12 protein-coding genes are annotated in these 14368 nt (G+C 64.0%); 1 reads left to right on the forward strand and 11 read right to left on the reverse strand.

Annotated elements, in window-relative coordinates:
- Positions 1 to 2: 2 nt before the first annotated feature.
- Entirely contained in the window at positions 3 to 485 is a 483-nt protein-coding gene (locus NTZ43_06785) for a 3-dehydroquinate dehydratase (protein MCX5766911.1), read from the reverse strand.
- On the reverse strand, positions 482 to 2455 hold the full coding sequence (locus NTZ43_06790) for a tetratricopeptide repeat protein (GenBank protein ID MCX5766912.1): 1974 nt from the start codon (positions 2453 to 2455) through the stop codon (positions 482 to 484). The genes NTZ43_06785 and NTZ43_06790 overlap by 4 nt, the downstream gene beginning before the upstream one ends.
- A gap of 200 nt (positions 2456 to 2655) precedes the next feature.
- Here NTZ43_06790 and NTZ43_06795 point away from each other — a divergent pair, with 200 nt between their 5' ends.
- Entirely contained in the window at positions 2656 to 4482 is a 1827-nt protein-coding gene (locus NTZ43_06795) for a peptidyl-prolyl cis-trans isomerase (protein ID MCX5766913.1), read from the forward strand.
- 135 nt (positions 4483 to 4617) lie between these two features.
- On the opposite strand, the gene NTZ43_06800 is transcribed toward NTZ43_06795, so the two are convergent.
- The 9 genes from NTZ43_06800 to NTZ43_06840 all read right to left on the reverse strand — a co-directional run.
- The gene (locus tag NTZ43_06800) at positions 4618 to 4869 is read right to left on the reverse strand and encodes a twin-arginine translocase TatA/TatE family subunit (GenBank protein ID MCX5766914.1); all 252 of its coding nucleotides are present in this window, start codon (positions 4867 to 4869) and stop codon (positions 4618 to 4620) included.
- Between the two features lie 9 nt (positions 4870 to 4878).
- On the reverse strand, positions 4879 to 5160 hold the full coding sequence (locus NTZ43_06805) for a DUF4321 domain-containing protein (protein ID MCX5766915.1): 282 nt from the start codon (positions 5158 to 5160) through the stop codon (positions 4879 to 4881).
- A 2-nt stretch (positions 5161 to 5162) separates the two neighbouring features.
- The gene (locus NTZ43_06810; protein MCX5766916.1) at positions 5163 to 6167 is read right to left on the reverse strand and encodes a polyprenyl synthetase family protein; all 1005 of its coding nucleotides are present in this window, start codon (positions 6165 to 6167) and stop codon (positions 5163 to 5165) included.
- The gene (locus NTZ43_06815) at positions 6164 to 8542 is read right to left on the reverse strand and encodes a tetratricopeptide repeat protein (protein ID MCX5766917.1); all 2379 of its coding nucleotides are present in this window, start codon (positions 8540 to 8542) and stop codon (positions 6164 to 6166) included. The genes NTZ43_06810 and NTZ43_06815 overlap by 4 nt, the downstream gene beginning before the upstream one ends.
- A gap of 74 nt (positions 8543 to 8616) precedes the next feature.
- Positions 8617 to 9867, reverse strand: coding sequence for an imidazolonepropionase (gene hutI / locus NTZ43_06820; GenBank protein ID MCX5766918.1), 1251 nt, complete (start codon positions 9865 to 9867; stop codon positions 8617 to 8619).
- Between the two features lie 113 nt (positions 9868 to 9980).
- Positions 9981 to 10955: a radical SAM protein gene (locus tag NTZ43_06825; protein MCX5766919.1), complete on the reverse strand. Its 975-nt coding sequence runs from the start codon at positions 10953 to 10955 to the stop codon at positions 9981 to 9983.
- Positions 10955 to 12622, reverse strand: a complete 1668-nt coding sequence (gene hutU / locus NTZ43_06830) for a urocanate hydratase (GenBank protein ID MCX5766920.1) — start codon at positions 12620 to 12622, stop codon at positions 10955 to 10957. The genes NTZ43_06825 and hutU overlap by 1 nt, the downstream gene beginning before the upstream one ends.
- A gap of 49 nt (positions 12623 to 12671) precedes the next feature.
- Positions 12672 to 14177: a histidine ammonia-lyase gene (hutH, locus tag NTZ43_06835; GenBank protein MCX5766921.1), complete on the reverse strand. Its 1506-nt coding sequence runs from the start codon at positions 14175 to 14177 to the stop codon at positions 12672 to 12674.
- Positions 14177 to 14368 (reverse strand): hypothetical protein (locus NTZ43_06840; protein ID MCX5766922.1); only part of this gene is annotated, 192 nt, incomplete at its 5' end. The genes hutH and NTZ43_06840, both read right to left, overlap by 1 nt.

The following is a 14368-nucleotide window of genomic DNA, read 5'->3' on the forward strand; positions in this document are numbered from 1 at the left end:
GGCTATGCGCGCGTCGCGCGACGCGTGGCCACCAGCCCACGCAGAGCGAGTTCGTAACTCGACGGGCCGAAGCCGCACACCGAACCGAGGGCGGCGGACGCAAGCATCGAGTGACGCCGCTCCGGTTCGCGGGCGTAAATATTGGAGAGATGTACTTCCACAAAGGGCAAGGCGACGCCGACCAGCGCGTCGCGGAGTGCGAGGCTCGTGTGCGTCCATGCGCCGGCGTTCACCAGTGCCGCGTCCGCTTTGACGCGCAACTCCGGCGCAACGCCAGGGGCGGCGGGACGGCCGCCAAGCGCGTGCACGGCGTCGATCAGGTCGCCTTCGTGATTGAACTGCGCACAGACCACGGTCACGCCGAGCTCAGCAGCGGCATCCAGCAATCGCGCTTCGATTTCGGCGAGGGTTGTGGTGCCGTACACCGCGGGCTCACGAGTGCCGAGCAGATTCAGGTTCGGCCCGTTCAGGACGGCGATTCTCATTGATCTTTCAATCCCTTGAGCCACCCGCCGAACTGTTCAAGGTCGGCAGCACTTCCAGGCTCGTTAGACGGGGTGGGCGGCGCCGGCGGCGCCTCCGCCTCGCTGTCGGTAGCAGAAAAGAATTGGTCGAAACGCAACATCTGCGATTGACGCGTGAACGGCTTTTGCGACGGTGTGGCACGCGCGCGTGGTTCACGAAACACGCTGTCGAGCGACAGCTCGGACGCGGCCGGCTGCGTGGGCTTTCCCTTGATGGGCGGCTCGGTCGGTTCCACGGCATTCGCGACCGCCGCGTATGCGAGCGCCACGTTCTCGTCGGCCGCGGTCGGCGCGACGTGACCAAAAAGCGCGTCGAGCGAGCCACCGGCAACCACGTTGGTCGCTGGGAGCGCAAAGGTCGCGAACTCTCCTGACGCGCCTGTGACGGGAACAGGAGCCGTAGCCGTCACAGCTCGCACGGCGAACGCCGCGAAAAACTCGCGCGCCGTTGGCCCGGTTGGAGTCGGCTCCGTGTCGTGTTCCTGAAGCGCAGGAGCAGACGCCTCGAAGGCTTCCGCGACCTCTGCCGCCTCCGGAGTAAGCGCCACCTCGGCGATGCCCGCGGTCTCGGCGGTCTCGGGGATCTCAGCGGCGTCCGCCACCTCGGTGGTCTCGGCGGTCTCGGCGACGTCTGCGACCTCGGCTGTGCCGACGGTCTCAGGCGCCACAACGTTCGACGCGACGGACGCGCTCGACTCAAGCGCGGTGAGCTTCGCGGCGAGCGCCTCATCATTCGGCCGCAGTGCCACGAGCTGCCGGTACACCACGAGCGCCTTCTCGGGGAAGCCCTGCGAGAGGTACAGCTCGGCCATCGTTTCGGTTACAAACGCCGCTGATTCGAGGATCGTCGCGCGCTCGGGTTCAATCACCGAAGCGTCGTCAGCGACGGCCTCAACCGTTTCTTCTACCGGTTCGTCACCGACCGCGACCAGTTCCGCCGAGTCACTTGCCTCTTCGTCACCCATCGCGACCAGTTCCGCCGAGTCGCTATCCTCCACGGGATTGACGACGGCGTCGACGGTTGCCGGCTCAAGAGAGATCGCGGTCGGCTCCGTCTCGAATCCGAACGGATCCTCGTCGAGGGGGGCCGCCGGAAAATCAAAAGCAGCTGCGTCAATATCTTCGACGCCGCTGACGGGAGCGTCGCCCAAGAGCGAAGGCTCGGAAAACGGCAAAACGTCAACGGAATTCGTCTCCTCTGCGCCAGCGCTTTGCTCCGGCTCTGCTCCAAGGGGGCTCTCACCAAAGAGGGGCTCGGCAACGGGTTGATCGGAAGCGGCAAGGTCGGAGAGTGCCCCCCCGAGATCCGCGGAATCATCCCCTGGGAAGTCCGTGGCGAGATCAACAACTGCTTCGGATGGACCAGACCGGCGGACCAAATGCGGCGAGCTGGCCCACTCGTCGATCGCCGGCATGGCGATGATCGGCGTCGGCGCCATCGGCTGCCGCGGCGGCTCTTCCGAGACGTCGAGGAACGGCAAATCGACGCCGGTTGTGGCGGCGTCTGCGGGAGAAACCGCCTCCGGCCCGACAAGCTTGTTGAGCTCCTCGAGGTAGGCGATGATCTCTTCGTTTCGCGGATCGGCATCGAGCACGCGGCGATACCAGTCGCGTGCCGCGGCATTCTCGCCATTGGCGCGCGCGATATCGCCGAGGTGGCGCAGCGCAATGAGATTTTCGGGGTCGAGTTGGACAGCCGTACGGAAGGTCGCCTGCGCCTCGTCGTACCGTCCGGCGTCGAAGAGCGCCTGCCCATAGACCACGTGCCCGTTCATGTTCCCGGGCTGAGCCCCGATAAACTCGGCGCACAGCGCAATCGCCTGATCGAGGTCCCCGGCCTTGCGATACTCGTTGGCGAGTGGCGCAAAGTACCGTCGGGGATTCTCGTCAAAGCGCTTTCGGAGTTCGTCGATTCGGCTCGGTTGGCTCATCTGCTGCTATCGTTGCGGGGGGTGAGGCACATACCTGAACCGAAGTCTATGGCAAGGATCGTGCGAACATACCATGGGCCTAGGAGTCAAGTCAATCAGAAGTCGAGAATCCACTTGATTTTAGCTATGTCCGCCCGGTATTTTTACGGGTTCTGTCGACTGTCTGACAACCAACGCTTTTTGCAAGGGAGTACCGCCCCGTGCTGCATCAAATGCGGAGCGCCGCGAAGTACATCTGGATCATCATGGCTGTCGCCTTTATTGGTGGCTTCATGCTGGCCGAGACTTCGGGCCTTCTGGGCCGTTCAGCTGTAACGACGTCAACAATCGTCGCGAAAGTCAACGGCACCGAAATCCCCTACCTGACCTGGGCCAACGCTTCGGCGCAGATGGCCCAGCAGCAGGAACAGTCCGGTGGCCACTCGTTGACGCTCGACGAGCGCCGCCAGATCGATGACCGCGCGTTCGAACAACTCGTGACCGAAGCCCTCTTCCAGCAGGAATACGAGAAGCGTGGCATCCGCGTCACAGATGAAGAGATCGTCGATCAAGCCAAATACAACCCGCCGGAGCAGTTCCGGTCGTCGCCGCAGTTGCAGACGGAAGGCCAGTTCGACCCGGCCAAGTACCAGCGCTTCCTCGCCAGTCCGGCCGCCCGTCAACAGGGGATGCTGGCCCAGCTCGAAGGCTACTATCGCGCGGAACTGCCCAAGCAGAAGCTGCTGTCGCAGATCGGCGGTGATGTGTACGTGTCCGATGCCCGCCTCTGGGGCATCTACAAGGACGGCCATGACTCGGCAGCGGTGAGTCTCGTGAAGCTCACGCCGAACGTGACGGACGAGGCCATCAAGGCAGTGTCCGACGCCGACGCCCGCAGCTACTACAACGCCCACAAGAAGTCGTTTGAGCGCGCCGGTCGCGCGGTCCTCTCCATTGTGTCCGTGTCGCGGACGCCGACCGCGGCGGACACCGTCGCGACGCGCGCACGTATTGAGGCGCTCCGTGCTGAGATCGCCAAGGGCGCCAAGTTCGAAGACGTGGCCAAGCGCGAGTCCGACGACAGTGTCTCGGGCAAGCTCGGCGGCGATTTGGGCATGGGAACCAAGGGGCGCTTTGTAAAGCCGTTTGAGGATGCCGCAGCCAAGCTCGCCGCCGGCGAGCTGTCCGCGCCGATCCTCACGCAGTTCGGCTATCACTTGCTCAAGATGGAAAAGAAGAAGGGTGACTCGACGCAGATGCGTCACATCCTCAAGGCTGTCAAACAGGGCGATACTGCCGCGACGCTGACCGATCGCCGAGCGGACTCGCTGTCGAAGATGGGTGGCGGCACCGACCAGCCCGCGAAGTTCGATGCGGCTGCAAAGGCGCTTGGCTTGCTCGTGTCGAAGATTGAAGTGCGCGACGGCTCGCCGGCCACGTTTGGCGGCCAGATCGTGCCGAGCGCGAGCGCTTGGGCGTTCATGGGTGCGAAGGTCGGCGAGTCCAGCGACTTGTTCGATGACGAACGCGCGTACTATCTCGTCCGCCTTGATTCACTGGTGACCGGTGGCGTGGCAGACTTTGATGCGGTGAAGGCCGACGTCAAGACGGCTGTGGCGCGTGAGCAGTCGATCGACAAGCTGATGGCCACCGCCAAGACCCTGTCGGCCGATGCGGCCACGTCCACGCTGGAAGCAGCGGCGACGAAGCACGGGCAGAAGGTGGAGACGCAGGGTGCCTTCGTGCGCACCGGTGTGGCTCCGATGCTCGGCGCCCTCAGCGAAGCAGTTGGTGTGGCCTTCACGTTGCCGGTGGGTGCCGTGTCGGGCGCGGTGCGCACCGACGGCGGTGTCTACGTGATGCGTGTGGATCGCCGCACGGACTCGTCGAAGGATGAGTGGGCCAAGCAGAAGGAAAGCCAGCGCGACCAGACCGTGCGCGGCATGCGCGAGCAGAAGGTGCGCATGTTCATGGAAAGCCTACGCAAGGCGGCCAAGATTGACGACCGCCGCAAGCAGATTCAGTCGGCGCAGCGCCGCCAGTCGTAATCATCCCTCAGGTGGCCGGTACGGCGCCTGAGGTCGAGGGGAACACGAAGGGGAGCGACCGCAAGGTCGCTCCCCTTCTCTCTTGGCGGTGGTCGAGGCGCGCGCCGAACTAGCTGGCGCGCCCCGCCGGACGTGCTAGATCAAACGCTTGGGTTCAACCGCCGGCACGCTCTCGTCACGGACGTTGGCGCTTTCGCCGCGCGGCAACGCTTCCGTACGCGGCGCATCAGGCGTCTGAATCTCGCGCTGCACGTCGTTCATGTTCTTTTTGAACTCCTTGATCCCCTTGCCGAAGGAGCCGGCGATTTCCGGGATGCGCTTCGCCCCGAAGAGCAGCAGCACCACCAGAAGGAGCAGCATCATCTCCTGCACACCCATTCCGAACATAACCGCCTCCTAGAACAGCGAACGCGCAATAAGGTACGCGATGAGGACCCCGACGAGACTCAGCAACGAGACGTCGAGCGCGAGCGGCCCCACCCCGAACTTCAAGATAACCAGATCCAGCGAAAAGGTGCCGATCGAGGGGGTTACGGAGGTCGTCAAGAACTCCTTCACCGCTCCAGACGGAAGCCACTGGCGGGCCGCCGCCTGCAATAATCCGCCAACCATAAACCCGATGGCTAGCACGAGTGCATGAAACCCCGGCCTATGCTTGGACGATCCTTTGGTAGCCATTGTTACGACCGCCGGTCGAGGACGAAGTTGATGGTTTCCGCCAACGCCTGACGGGCCTCAGAATCAGCCACCCCGTCGAGGCTTTCTTCGGCCCGCACGGCGAACTCTTCCCCCTTCCGCCGCGCAAAATCGAGCCCGCCGCAATCGGTCACAATCTGGACGACTTCGGCGATTTCGCCGTCGTCGGGGGTCGGATTCGCGAAGAGCGCATCCACAATCGCGCGCTGCGACGGCACCATCTGCGGGAGCGCCGCAATGAGCGGCAACGTCACCTTGTGTTCGCGAAGATCGTTCCCCGACGGCTTGCCGGTAACGGTCTCACTCTCGGTGTAGTCGATGAGGTCGTCCGCCACCTGAAACGCCATGCCGATGCTCTCGCCATACGTGCGCATCTGCTCGCGATAGCGCGGCGCACCGGCGAGGGCGCCCATCTCGCAGGTCGCGCCCAGCAGTGAGGCGGTCTTGGCGCGGATCAGCGACCAATAGTCTTTCTCGGTAAAACCGAGCGCGTCATACGTGGCGAGTTGGTCGAGCTCGCCGAGCGTCATGGAATTTGAGGCGTACGTAAAGGCACGGAGCGGCTCGAGGTCGCCCTGCCGCACGAGCTCTGCGATGGCCTTCGAAAAGATGTAGTCGCCCATCAGAACGGCCATCTCATGGCTGAACAGTGCATTGAGCGTGGGCATCCCGCGCCGAAGCACAGAATGATCCACAGAGTCGTCGTGGACGACACTGGTGAGGTGCACCAGTTCGGCCACGGCGGCCAAGCTCACCGCGCGTTCCTCTGGTTGCCCTTCTAGTGAAGCCGCCAGGAGCAGGAGCGTGGGGCGAATCATCTTCCCCTTCATCCCCTGCAAATGGCCGTTTGCCGCCTGAATGATCGCGGAGTCGGCTTGCACGATGCGCCACATCTCGGCTGGCACGCGATCGAGCAACGCGCGGACTGGTCCCTGAATATCCAGGAGCGCGGTGGCTAGAGGGAGTTGCGGGCGAGATTGAATGGTCACGAAGCGGCCTTGTCCACGGCATTGAGGCGGTCCCCGACATCGCGAAACTGGATATCGACGGCGAAGACTCGCTCGTAAAACGTTTTGGCCTCGGCGTGCTTGCCGAGGGATTCGTGAATGTAACCCAGCAGATAGAGTACGCCTACCAGCCGCTCGTCGCTGACCCCCTGTTCGTGGATCGCCCGCTGGAGGATTGTGACGGCCACGGCGAGCTGTTTCTTCTCGAGAAAGCACTGCCCGAGCGCCTCGAAGGTGCGCACCCGGTTGGTGGTGGCACGGAGCGCCTTCTGAAACTCCGAAATGGCTTCGTCGAGCAAGCCCATTTCCTTGTAGGCGACGCCCAGATCGTAATGCGACTCGTAGTCTTCTTCCTCGACGTTCTCGGCGACGCCCTGCTTGAACTTTTTGAGCATGTCGTCAAAGTCGGCCTGCTCGTCGCCTGATGGCTCCTCCTCGTCGACGACCATGCGCGTATTCTTGGGTGCCTCGTCCTCTCGGAGCCAGTCACCGAGCGAGATATACTGATCGTCGTCGTCCACGGAGGCGGGTGCAGGCACCGTTTCGGGCGCGGCCTGCTCGTCCACCTGCGCCGTATAGCGTCGCGTGGTGCGGCGTGCCACCTGGCCCTCGTCGGCCGAGGGGCGCGTCACCGGTTCGGCACCAAAGGCCTCGAGTGCGCCGAGGGCGCGCACATCGTCTGGCGCGATGTCGAGCACGCGCTGGTACACAATCCGTGACTTCTCGGCCTGCCCTTCGCGCAACAACGCATCACCGAGGGCGACGTACGCCTCAACCAGTGATCCCTTGTCGTTCACGCGGAACGCGAACTCGACGCGTTTCTGATGGTGTTTGACCGATGCCGGATTGACGCGAATAATTTCGTCGGCGATTTCGCGGGCGGCATCGAGATTGCCGTCGCGCTCAAAGCCGGCGAGGGCTGCTTCGAGTTCGCGCAGTCCGCCGTCGCGATCGCCGTCATCCAGTAATGCTTCCGCATACCGGCGGCGAAGCCCCCAGTTTTCGGGCTCGTCGGCGAGGCGCACGAGCATCCCAACATCGCTGGCCAACAGCGAGGTCGTACGCCGCACGCGCGGCGGGTCTTCGAGCTCTTCGGCGTCGAGGAGTTGGAATGCGGTCGCGTCCGCGGGTGTGGACGGGTCATCTCGGATTTCGGTCGGCGCGGCTGGCGGACTCTCGACAGTGTCCACGTTCGTCGGTGTAGCGGCCGTCGGCGCATCCAAGTCGAGGAAGTCGATAGCGTCCGCCGTAGGCGCTCCTGCTTCCACCATCGGCAGTCCGGCCGGTGGCGTGAAGTGCGAGACGTCGATCAGCGGTAGCTCACCCGACAAGGCGAGGCCGGCCGAGAAACGCGGCGACGTGGGCTCTTCCTTGATGGCTCCAAAATCAATCTCGGCGAACTCACTCGGCGCGAGCGGTGCGGTCTCAACCGCCGGGGGCTCGGCAAACGAGGTCGGTTCGAGTCCCAACAGAGGCACGGTCGGCTCGACCTGTGTCTCATCCATTACCGCCGCGGTCGTTTCGATTTCGATGGCGGCCGGAAGCGCAGGCGCAACGATTTCGCGCGGTGTACCGGACGGCGCGCTCGACTCTGTTGGTGGCTCAACAATCGGCGGCGCTACAGGCGCGGGCAGTTCGACTGCCCGCGTCGCGCGTGCGTGGCGCGGGAGCGGCGCGTCGAGATCGATGAAGATCAAGTCATCGGCTTTCGTCTTCGCCTGATTCTCGCTACCCCGCGGCACCGCGTCAGGGTCGATGTCCTTCATGCGCTCGGCCGTCGCCTCGGCTTCTGCCACACGACCATCGTCCGCGTACCGCGCGTGCAGGAGCTGCAACTGCTCCAACGCCTCGTTTTTCTTGCCCGCCTTCGTCAGGTGCTCGGCGAGCATGAGCCGGATGTCGTCCTGATCCGGCACGAGATCGGCGAATTCTTTGAGCGCGCGAAAGGCCTCTTCCATCTTATCGGCCTTCTGCATGCGGTCGGCGTACTCAAGGAAGTTCGCCTTGGCATCGGCCTTGAATCCTTTGGCCGCGCTGATTTTTCCGAGCTTGTAATAGACCGAGACGCGCCCTGGGGAGGTGCGCAAAATCTTATTGCAGAGCGCGATGGCGTTATTGAAGAACCCGCCCTCGGAATACAGATCGACGGCGCGCTCGTAGAGCAGGACGCCGTCGGGAACGTTGCCCTGCCGCACCAGCATATCACCGACGCGATTGTACAGCCCCACGTCGATGTTGTCATCGTCGCCGGCGTCGTAGGCATCGAGCACTTCCCGATAAGCCGCGATGGCCTTATCGAGTTGTTTCTTCTGCTCGAAGTCAGCAGCCTTCTTTTTGAGTGCGGCGACGTTGGCCATTTCTGGGGCGGAAACAGGAGCTGGGGATAACCGGATGAGCCGGACTTTCCCGAAAGAAAGCTACCTTCCCAACCTCAGCTGTGACAAGCGTTTCCGCGCACCCACGAGCTCACGCAACGGTGGTCGCCGTACCAATACGGCAACTCGCGAATGTCCTCGATTTCGTAGAGCGCGAGATCGGCGGAGAAGCCGGGCGCCAGCTGGCCGGTTTTGGTGGCCAATCCGAGGGCGGCCGCCCCGTTCACGGTGGCAGCGAGCACCGCCTCAGCGACGCTCATATGCAGCTGGCTCACCGCCAGGGTGAGCATGAGGGGGAAGTTGACCGTGGGCGACGTCCCGGGATTGAAGTCCGAGGCTAATGCGACGGCAGCCCCTGCGGCAATCAACTCGCGGGCCGGCGCCTGCCGCGAGCGTCCGAGGAACATCATCGTCCCTGGGAGGAGGGTGGCGACGGTCTGGGAGGCCGCCAGCGCCCTGATGCCGCCCTCACTGATGGCGGCGAGGTGGTCAGCGCTGGTCGCGCCCAGTTCGGCCGCCAGCTCGGCGGCGCCGCTCGGCTCCAGTTCGTCGGCGTGGAGCTTGAGGGCGAGCCCGTGCGCCTGGGCCGCACCCAGCACCCGGCGGCTCTCGTCGAGGGTGTAAACGCCCGGCTCGCAGAAGATGTCCGCAAACTGGGCGAGCCCTTCGGCGGCGACCTGCGGAATCATCTCATGAATGAGGAGTGCGACGTACTCATCCCGGGTGCGCGGGGCCGCGCGGTATTCCAGCGGGATCTCGTGCGCGCCGAGGAAGGTCGGGACGATGCGAACCGGGAGGGATTCCTGGAGGCGTCGAATCACGCGGAGCGATTTGAGTTCGTCTTCGAGCGAGAGACCGTAGCCGCTTTTCAGCTCGAGGGTGGTCACGCCATGCGCGAGGATGCGGCGGATTCTGGGTTTGGCGAGTTCGAAGAGTTCGTCCTCGGGGCGCTGCCGCAGGTCACGTACGGAGCTGTGGATGCCGCCTCCGCGTTTGGCGATCTCCATGTATCCAAGCCCGCTCGCACGGAGTTCCTGCTCTTCGTGCCGCGGCTTCCCAAAAATACCATGCGTGTGCGAGTCGACGAGGCCCGGGGTGAGGACGCCTCGAGCGCAGTCCACGCGCTCTGCCGTCGCATACCGAGCTTCCAGTTCGTCCTGCGGGCCGACCGCTACAATTTGCTCGCCCTCTGTTGCGACCGCGCCATTGAGAATGATGCCGGCATCGGCCATTTCCGCACCGCGACGGGCGCGCGCGGGACCGGCGCAGGTGACGACTTGGCTGGCGTTTACGTAGAGGCGTGTCATTGCCAAAAGAATCTACGGGCGGGTGTGGCGGGAGGAAGAGCGCCGCACGCGGGGGTACCGTTGCTGAGCGCGCGCGGTCAGGGCCTGGCATGCATCAGCAGGCCCACGGACGATTAGCGGTTACCAAACAAATCTTGGAATCGCGAGATGGTCAGCGGTGCCTGCGCCTCGCCGCGACAGGCGTAGTAGCAGCGGTCGCAGTTGATGGGCTGGTAGCCGTTGTACGTGCTCCAGTGATCGTCCGATGGAAAGTCCGGACAGCGCCGCACCATTCCCACGGGATCGATGTGAATGGTGGTCTCCCCCGAGCGGCAGGGCTCCTTGAGTTCGCCACGGACCCAGCGCGGGATTTGTTGGAGGTACCAATCCGAGTTACTGACGACGCCGCGGCGCCCGCGCTTGAACGCGAGGATGTCGCGCACGAGCGCGTCGAGCTGCGCCAGATGCGCGGCACCAAGCGAATGCGCGGTGCTTCCATTCTTGAAGTCGGTATAGACCGACAGATTGACGCCCGCGCCCGCGGCGTCGGCGTAGCGGATAATGGGGAGAATGTCGTCGAGGTTGTCGTTCTTGATGACGGTGTTGAAGCGCACGGTCATGCCGCGCGCCACCATCTGGGGGACGGTGGCGAGGATCTTGGCGGCGAGGCCGGGGATCCGACGCGCGCCGTCGTGGCGTTCGTCGAGATAGTCGAGCGAAATGCAAAACTGCGCGAGCCCCGCGTCCCAGAGCGACTGGGCACGCTCAATGGAGAGCATACCGCCATGCGTTATGAGACTCAGCCACGTGCGCGGCACGGCACGATCCACTTCCGCGACGATGTCCTCGAGGTCGCGCCGTAACAGCGGTTCGCCACCGGTAAAGGTGACCATCATCGGCCTGAAGTGGCGCGCGGCGTCGGCGAACGACTTGAGCTCACGCGCCTTTTCGGACGCGTCTGTTTTCCAGTAATCGCAGAAGCCACACTGGGCATTGCAGCGCATCGTGACTTCGAAATGCACGAGCACAGGCCGACGCGTCACGCGAAGCCGTGCGTACCGGAATGAAAACGGCACGATGTGCCACGGCTTGAACTTCCGAGAAAGCATCAGCCCATCGGCAAGTTGATGCCTTTGGCTTTGGCGGTCCGTTTGGCGATTTCGTAGCCGGCGTCGGCGTGTCGCGCGACGCCGATTCCGGGATCGTTCGTGAGCACGCGCTCGAGTCGCACGCGCATTTCGGGAGTGCCGTCGGCGACAATCACCTGCCCCGCATGCAGCGAATTACCGATTCCCACGCCGCCGCCGTGATGGAAGCTGACCCACGTGGCGCCGCCGGCCACATTCAACAAGGCGTTGAGAATCGGCCAATCCGCGACGGCGTCGGTGCCGTCCTTCATGGCCTCGGTTTCGCGGAAGGGCGATGCGACCGAACCGGTGTCGAGATGGTCGCGCCCAATCGCGATGGGCGCACTCACTTCGCCGTTCGCAACGAGATCGTTGATGGCGATGCCGAACTTGGCACGGTCACCCTGCCCGAGCCAACAGATGCGCGCGGGCAGACCCTGGAAGTGGATTTTCTCTTTTGCTTTTTCGATCCACGTCCGCAGATGCGCGTCGTCGGGAAACAGCTCCAGCACGAGCGCGTCGAGACGTTCAATATCCTTCGGGTCGCCACTGAGCGCCGCCCAGCGAAACGGTCCCTTCCCTTCGCAGAAGAGAGGACGGATGTATTCCGGCACGAAGCCTGGAATCTTGAAGGCGTCGGTGAGTCCGGCGTCCATTGCGACCGTGCGAATGTTATTGCCGTAATCAAATGCTATGGCACCAGCGTCCTGCATTTCTCGCATTGCACGCACGTGCAACACGGCACTCGCCGTCGATTTTTCGACGTAGCCCTTAGGATCGCTTGCGCGGAGCGCGGCGGCTTCGGCGAGCGACATACCAACGGGGATGTACCCCGTGAGCATGTCATGTGCGCTGGTTTGATCGGTGACAACGTCCGGCGTGACGCCTCGTTTCACCAGCTCCGGAAGTACCTCGGCGGCATTGCCAACGAGCCCGACGCTCAATGCACGCTTCGCGTCCGTGGCCTCGCGGATCCACGCCAATGCCTCGTCGAGCGAGGCAGTCATTTTGTCGCAGTAGCCGGTGTCGATGCGTTTTTGAATGCGCGTGGGATCGACATCGACGCCGAGTATGGCGGCCCCTTGCATGGTGGCGGCCAGCGGCTGCGCGCCGCCCATGCCACCCAACCCGGCGGTCAGGATGAACCGACCCGCCAGCGAACCACCGAAGTGTGCACGGGCCACGGCGCCGAAGGTTTCATACGTGCCTTGCACGATGCCCTGCGATCCGATGTAAATCCAAGAGCCGGCCGTCATCTGGCCGTACATCATCAAGCCGGAGCGCTCAAGTTCGCGGAAATGATCCCAAGTGGCCCAACGGCCCACGAGATTGCTGTTCGCGATCAGCACGCGCGGTGCGTGTACGTGGGTACGGAACACGCCGACGGGTTTGCCGCTTTGCACGAGCAGCGTCTCGTCGTCTTCCAGTGCGCGGAGTGAGGCGACGATGGCATCGAAGCACTCCCAGTTCCGCGCGGCCTTGCCGGTTCCGCCATAGACCACGAGATCGCCGGGGCGTTCAGCAACCTCGGGGTCGAGGTTGTTCATGAGCATGCGCAGCGCGGCTTCCTGCGGCCATCCTTTGCAGGAAATAATGGAGCCGCGCGGTGCGCGCACGACGCGCGGAGTGTGCGAGGAGGTGGCGGTCATCAATCGCTCTTAGAACAGGGGAACGGAGCCGCGGCGTCGCCGGCCGTGATCACGCAACGAAGTCACCACGGGCAACGGCGCCCGCGATCGCGAGAATATCGCCGCTCAACACGCGGTCGTCCTCAAGCGGACGCACTAGTTTGCGGACGACGTCATACGCGCGCTCGACGCCCACGCCCGACGTGAGCGGACGACGGTAATCGAGTCCTTGCACGGCGCACATCAGTTCGATGGCCAGAATGTTCTGCACATTACCGATAATGCGGCGGAGCTTCCACGCGGCGCCCATCGCCATTGGCACGCAATCTTCCTTGTTGCCGTCGGTGGGAATGGTGTCGACGCTCGCCGGATGCGACAGCACTTTGCACTCGCTGGCGAGCGACGCCGCGGTGACCTGTGCCATCATGAAGCCGGAGTTGAGTCCGGCATCACGCGCCAGGAAAGGCGGCAACCCTTGATTCATGTCCGGATGCACGACGCGATCGATGCGCCGTTCGGCCATCGTTGCGAGGTTTGTCATGGCAATAGCGAGAAAATCGAGCGCCATCGCCACGGCTTGTCCGTGAAAGTTACCGCCGCTGAGAATATCGCCGTTTTCGAAGACGAGCGGATTGTCGGTGGCGGCGTTCGCTTCGCGCCCAATGACGCCTTCGGCGAACCGAATCGCATCGAGCACCGGTCCATGAACCTGCGGCATACACCGCAGCGCATACGCGTCCTGCACGCGCGGATCGCCGTGCCGATGCGACTCACGAATCTGGCTGCCTTCGAGGAGCGTGCGCAGTAGCGCGGCCGACTCCGCCTGCCCTTCTTGGCCGCGCGCATCCTGGATGCGCGGGTCGAACGCGGTGGGCGTGCCGAGCAACGCTTCGAGCGACGCGGCTCCCGCGACGTGCGCGGTGTGCCAGAGGGTGCGTGCGTCGGCGACCGCCAAGGCAGCGACGGCCGTGTGCGCCTGCGTGCCATTGATGAGGGTGATCCCTTCCTTCGGCGCGAGCGTGAGCGGCGTGAGCCCCGCTTCTGCGAGAATGGCGGCGGCTGTTCCCGTGTGGTCGCCGCGATGCAAGTCGCCTTCACCGATCAAGGAGAGTGCGAGGTGCGCCAGCGGCGCGAGATCGCCGCTGGCGCCGACCGATCCCTGCTCGGGGATGGTCGGCCAGCAGTCGGCGTTGAGCATCGCACAGAGCAACTCTGGCACATCGGGCCGCGCGCCCGAATAGCCTTTGGCGATGACATTGGCGCGCAACAACATCATAGCGCGCACTTCCCGTTTCGGGAGCGACGGCCCGACGCCCGAGGCGTGACTGCGCACCAAGTTGATCTGGAGCTGCGCCAGTTTGTCGCGCGGAATGGCGAACTCGGAGAGTTTGCCAAACCCCGTCGTGACGCCGTACACCGCGTCGTCGCGGTCCACGATACCGGCGACCACCTGTCGCGTGGCCAGCATGCGCGCGCGCGCAGCGTCGGCGAGCGCCACGCGCACGCCATCGACCGCCACGGCGCGGACGTCGGCCAGCGTGAGGGAGCGTCCGTCGAGAGCGATGGTGCGTGGCATTAAGGGATGCCCGTGCCGGATTGCCGGTAGCTGGAGCGGTTATAGTCGAACTTCAGGTCGGGCTCGGCCTTGAGTGATACAAAGAACGTAAACGCAAACGCACCGTTGGGCGCTTGCGTGAAGCCGAAGTTGGCGCGCCAGTCGTGCATGTCGCGGACGAGGGCAACCTGCTGCGAGCCGAACTCTTTGCG

It is taken from the genome of Gemmatimonadota bacterium, assembly GCA_026387915.1.
In the GTDB taxonomy this organism is placed as follows: domain Bacteria; phylum Gemmatimonadota; class Gemmatimonadetes; order Gemmatimonadales; family Gemmatimonadaceae; genus Fen-1231.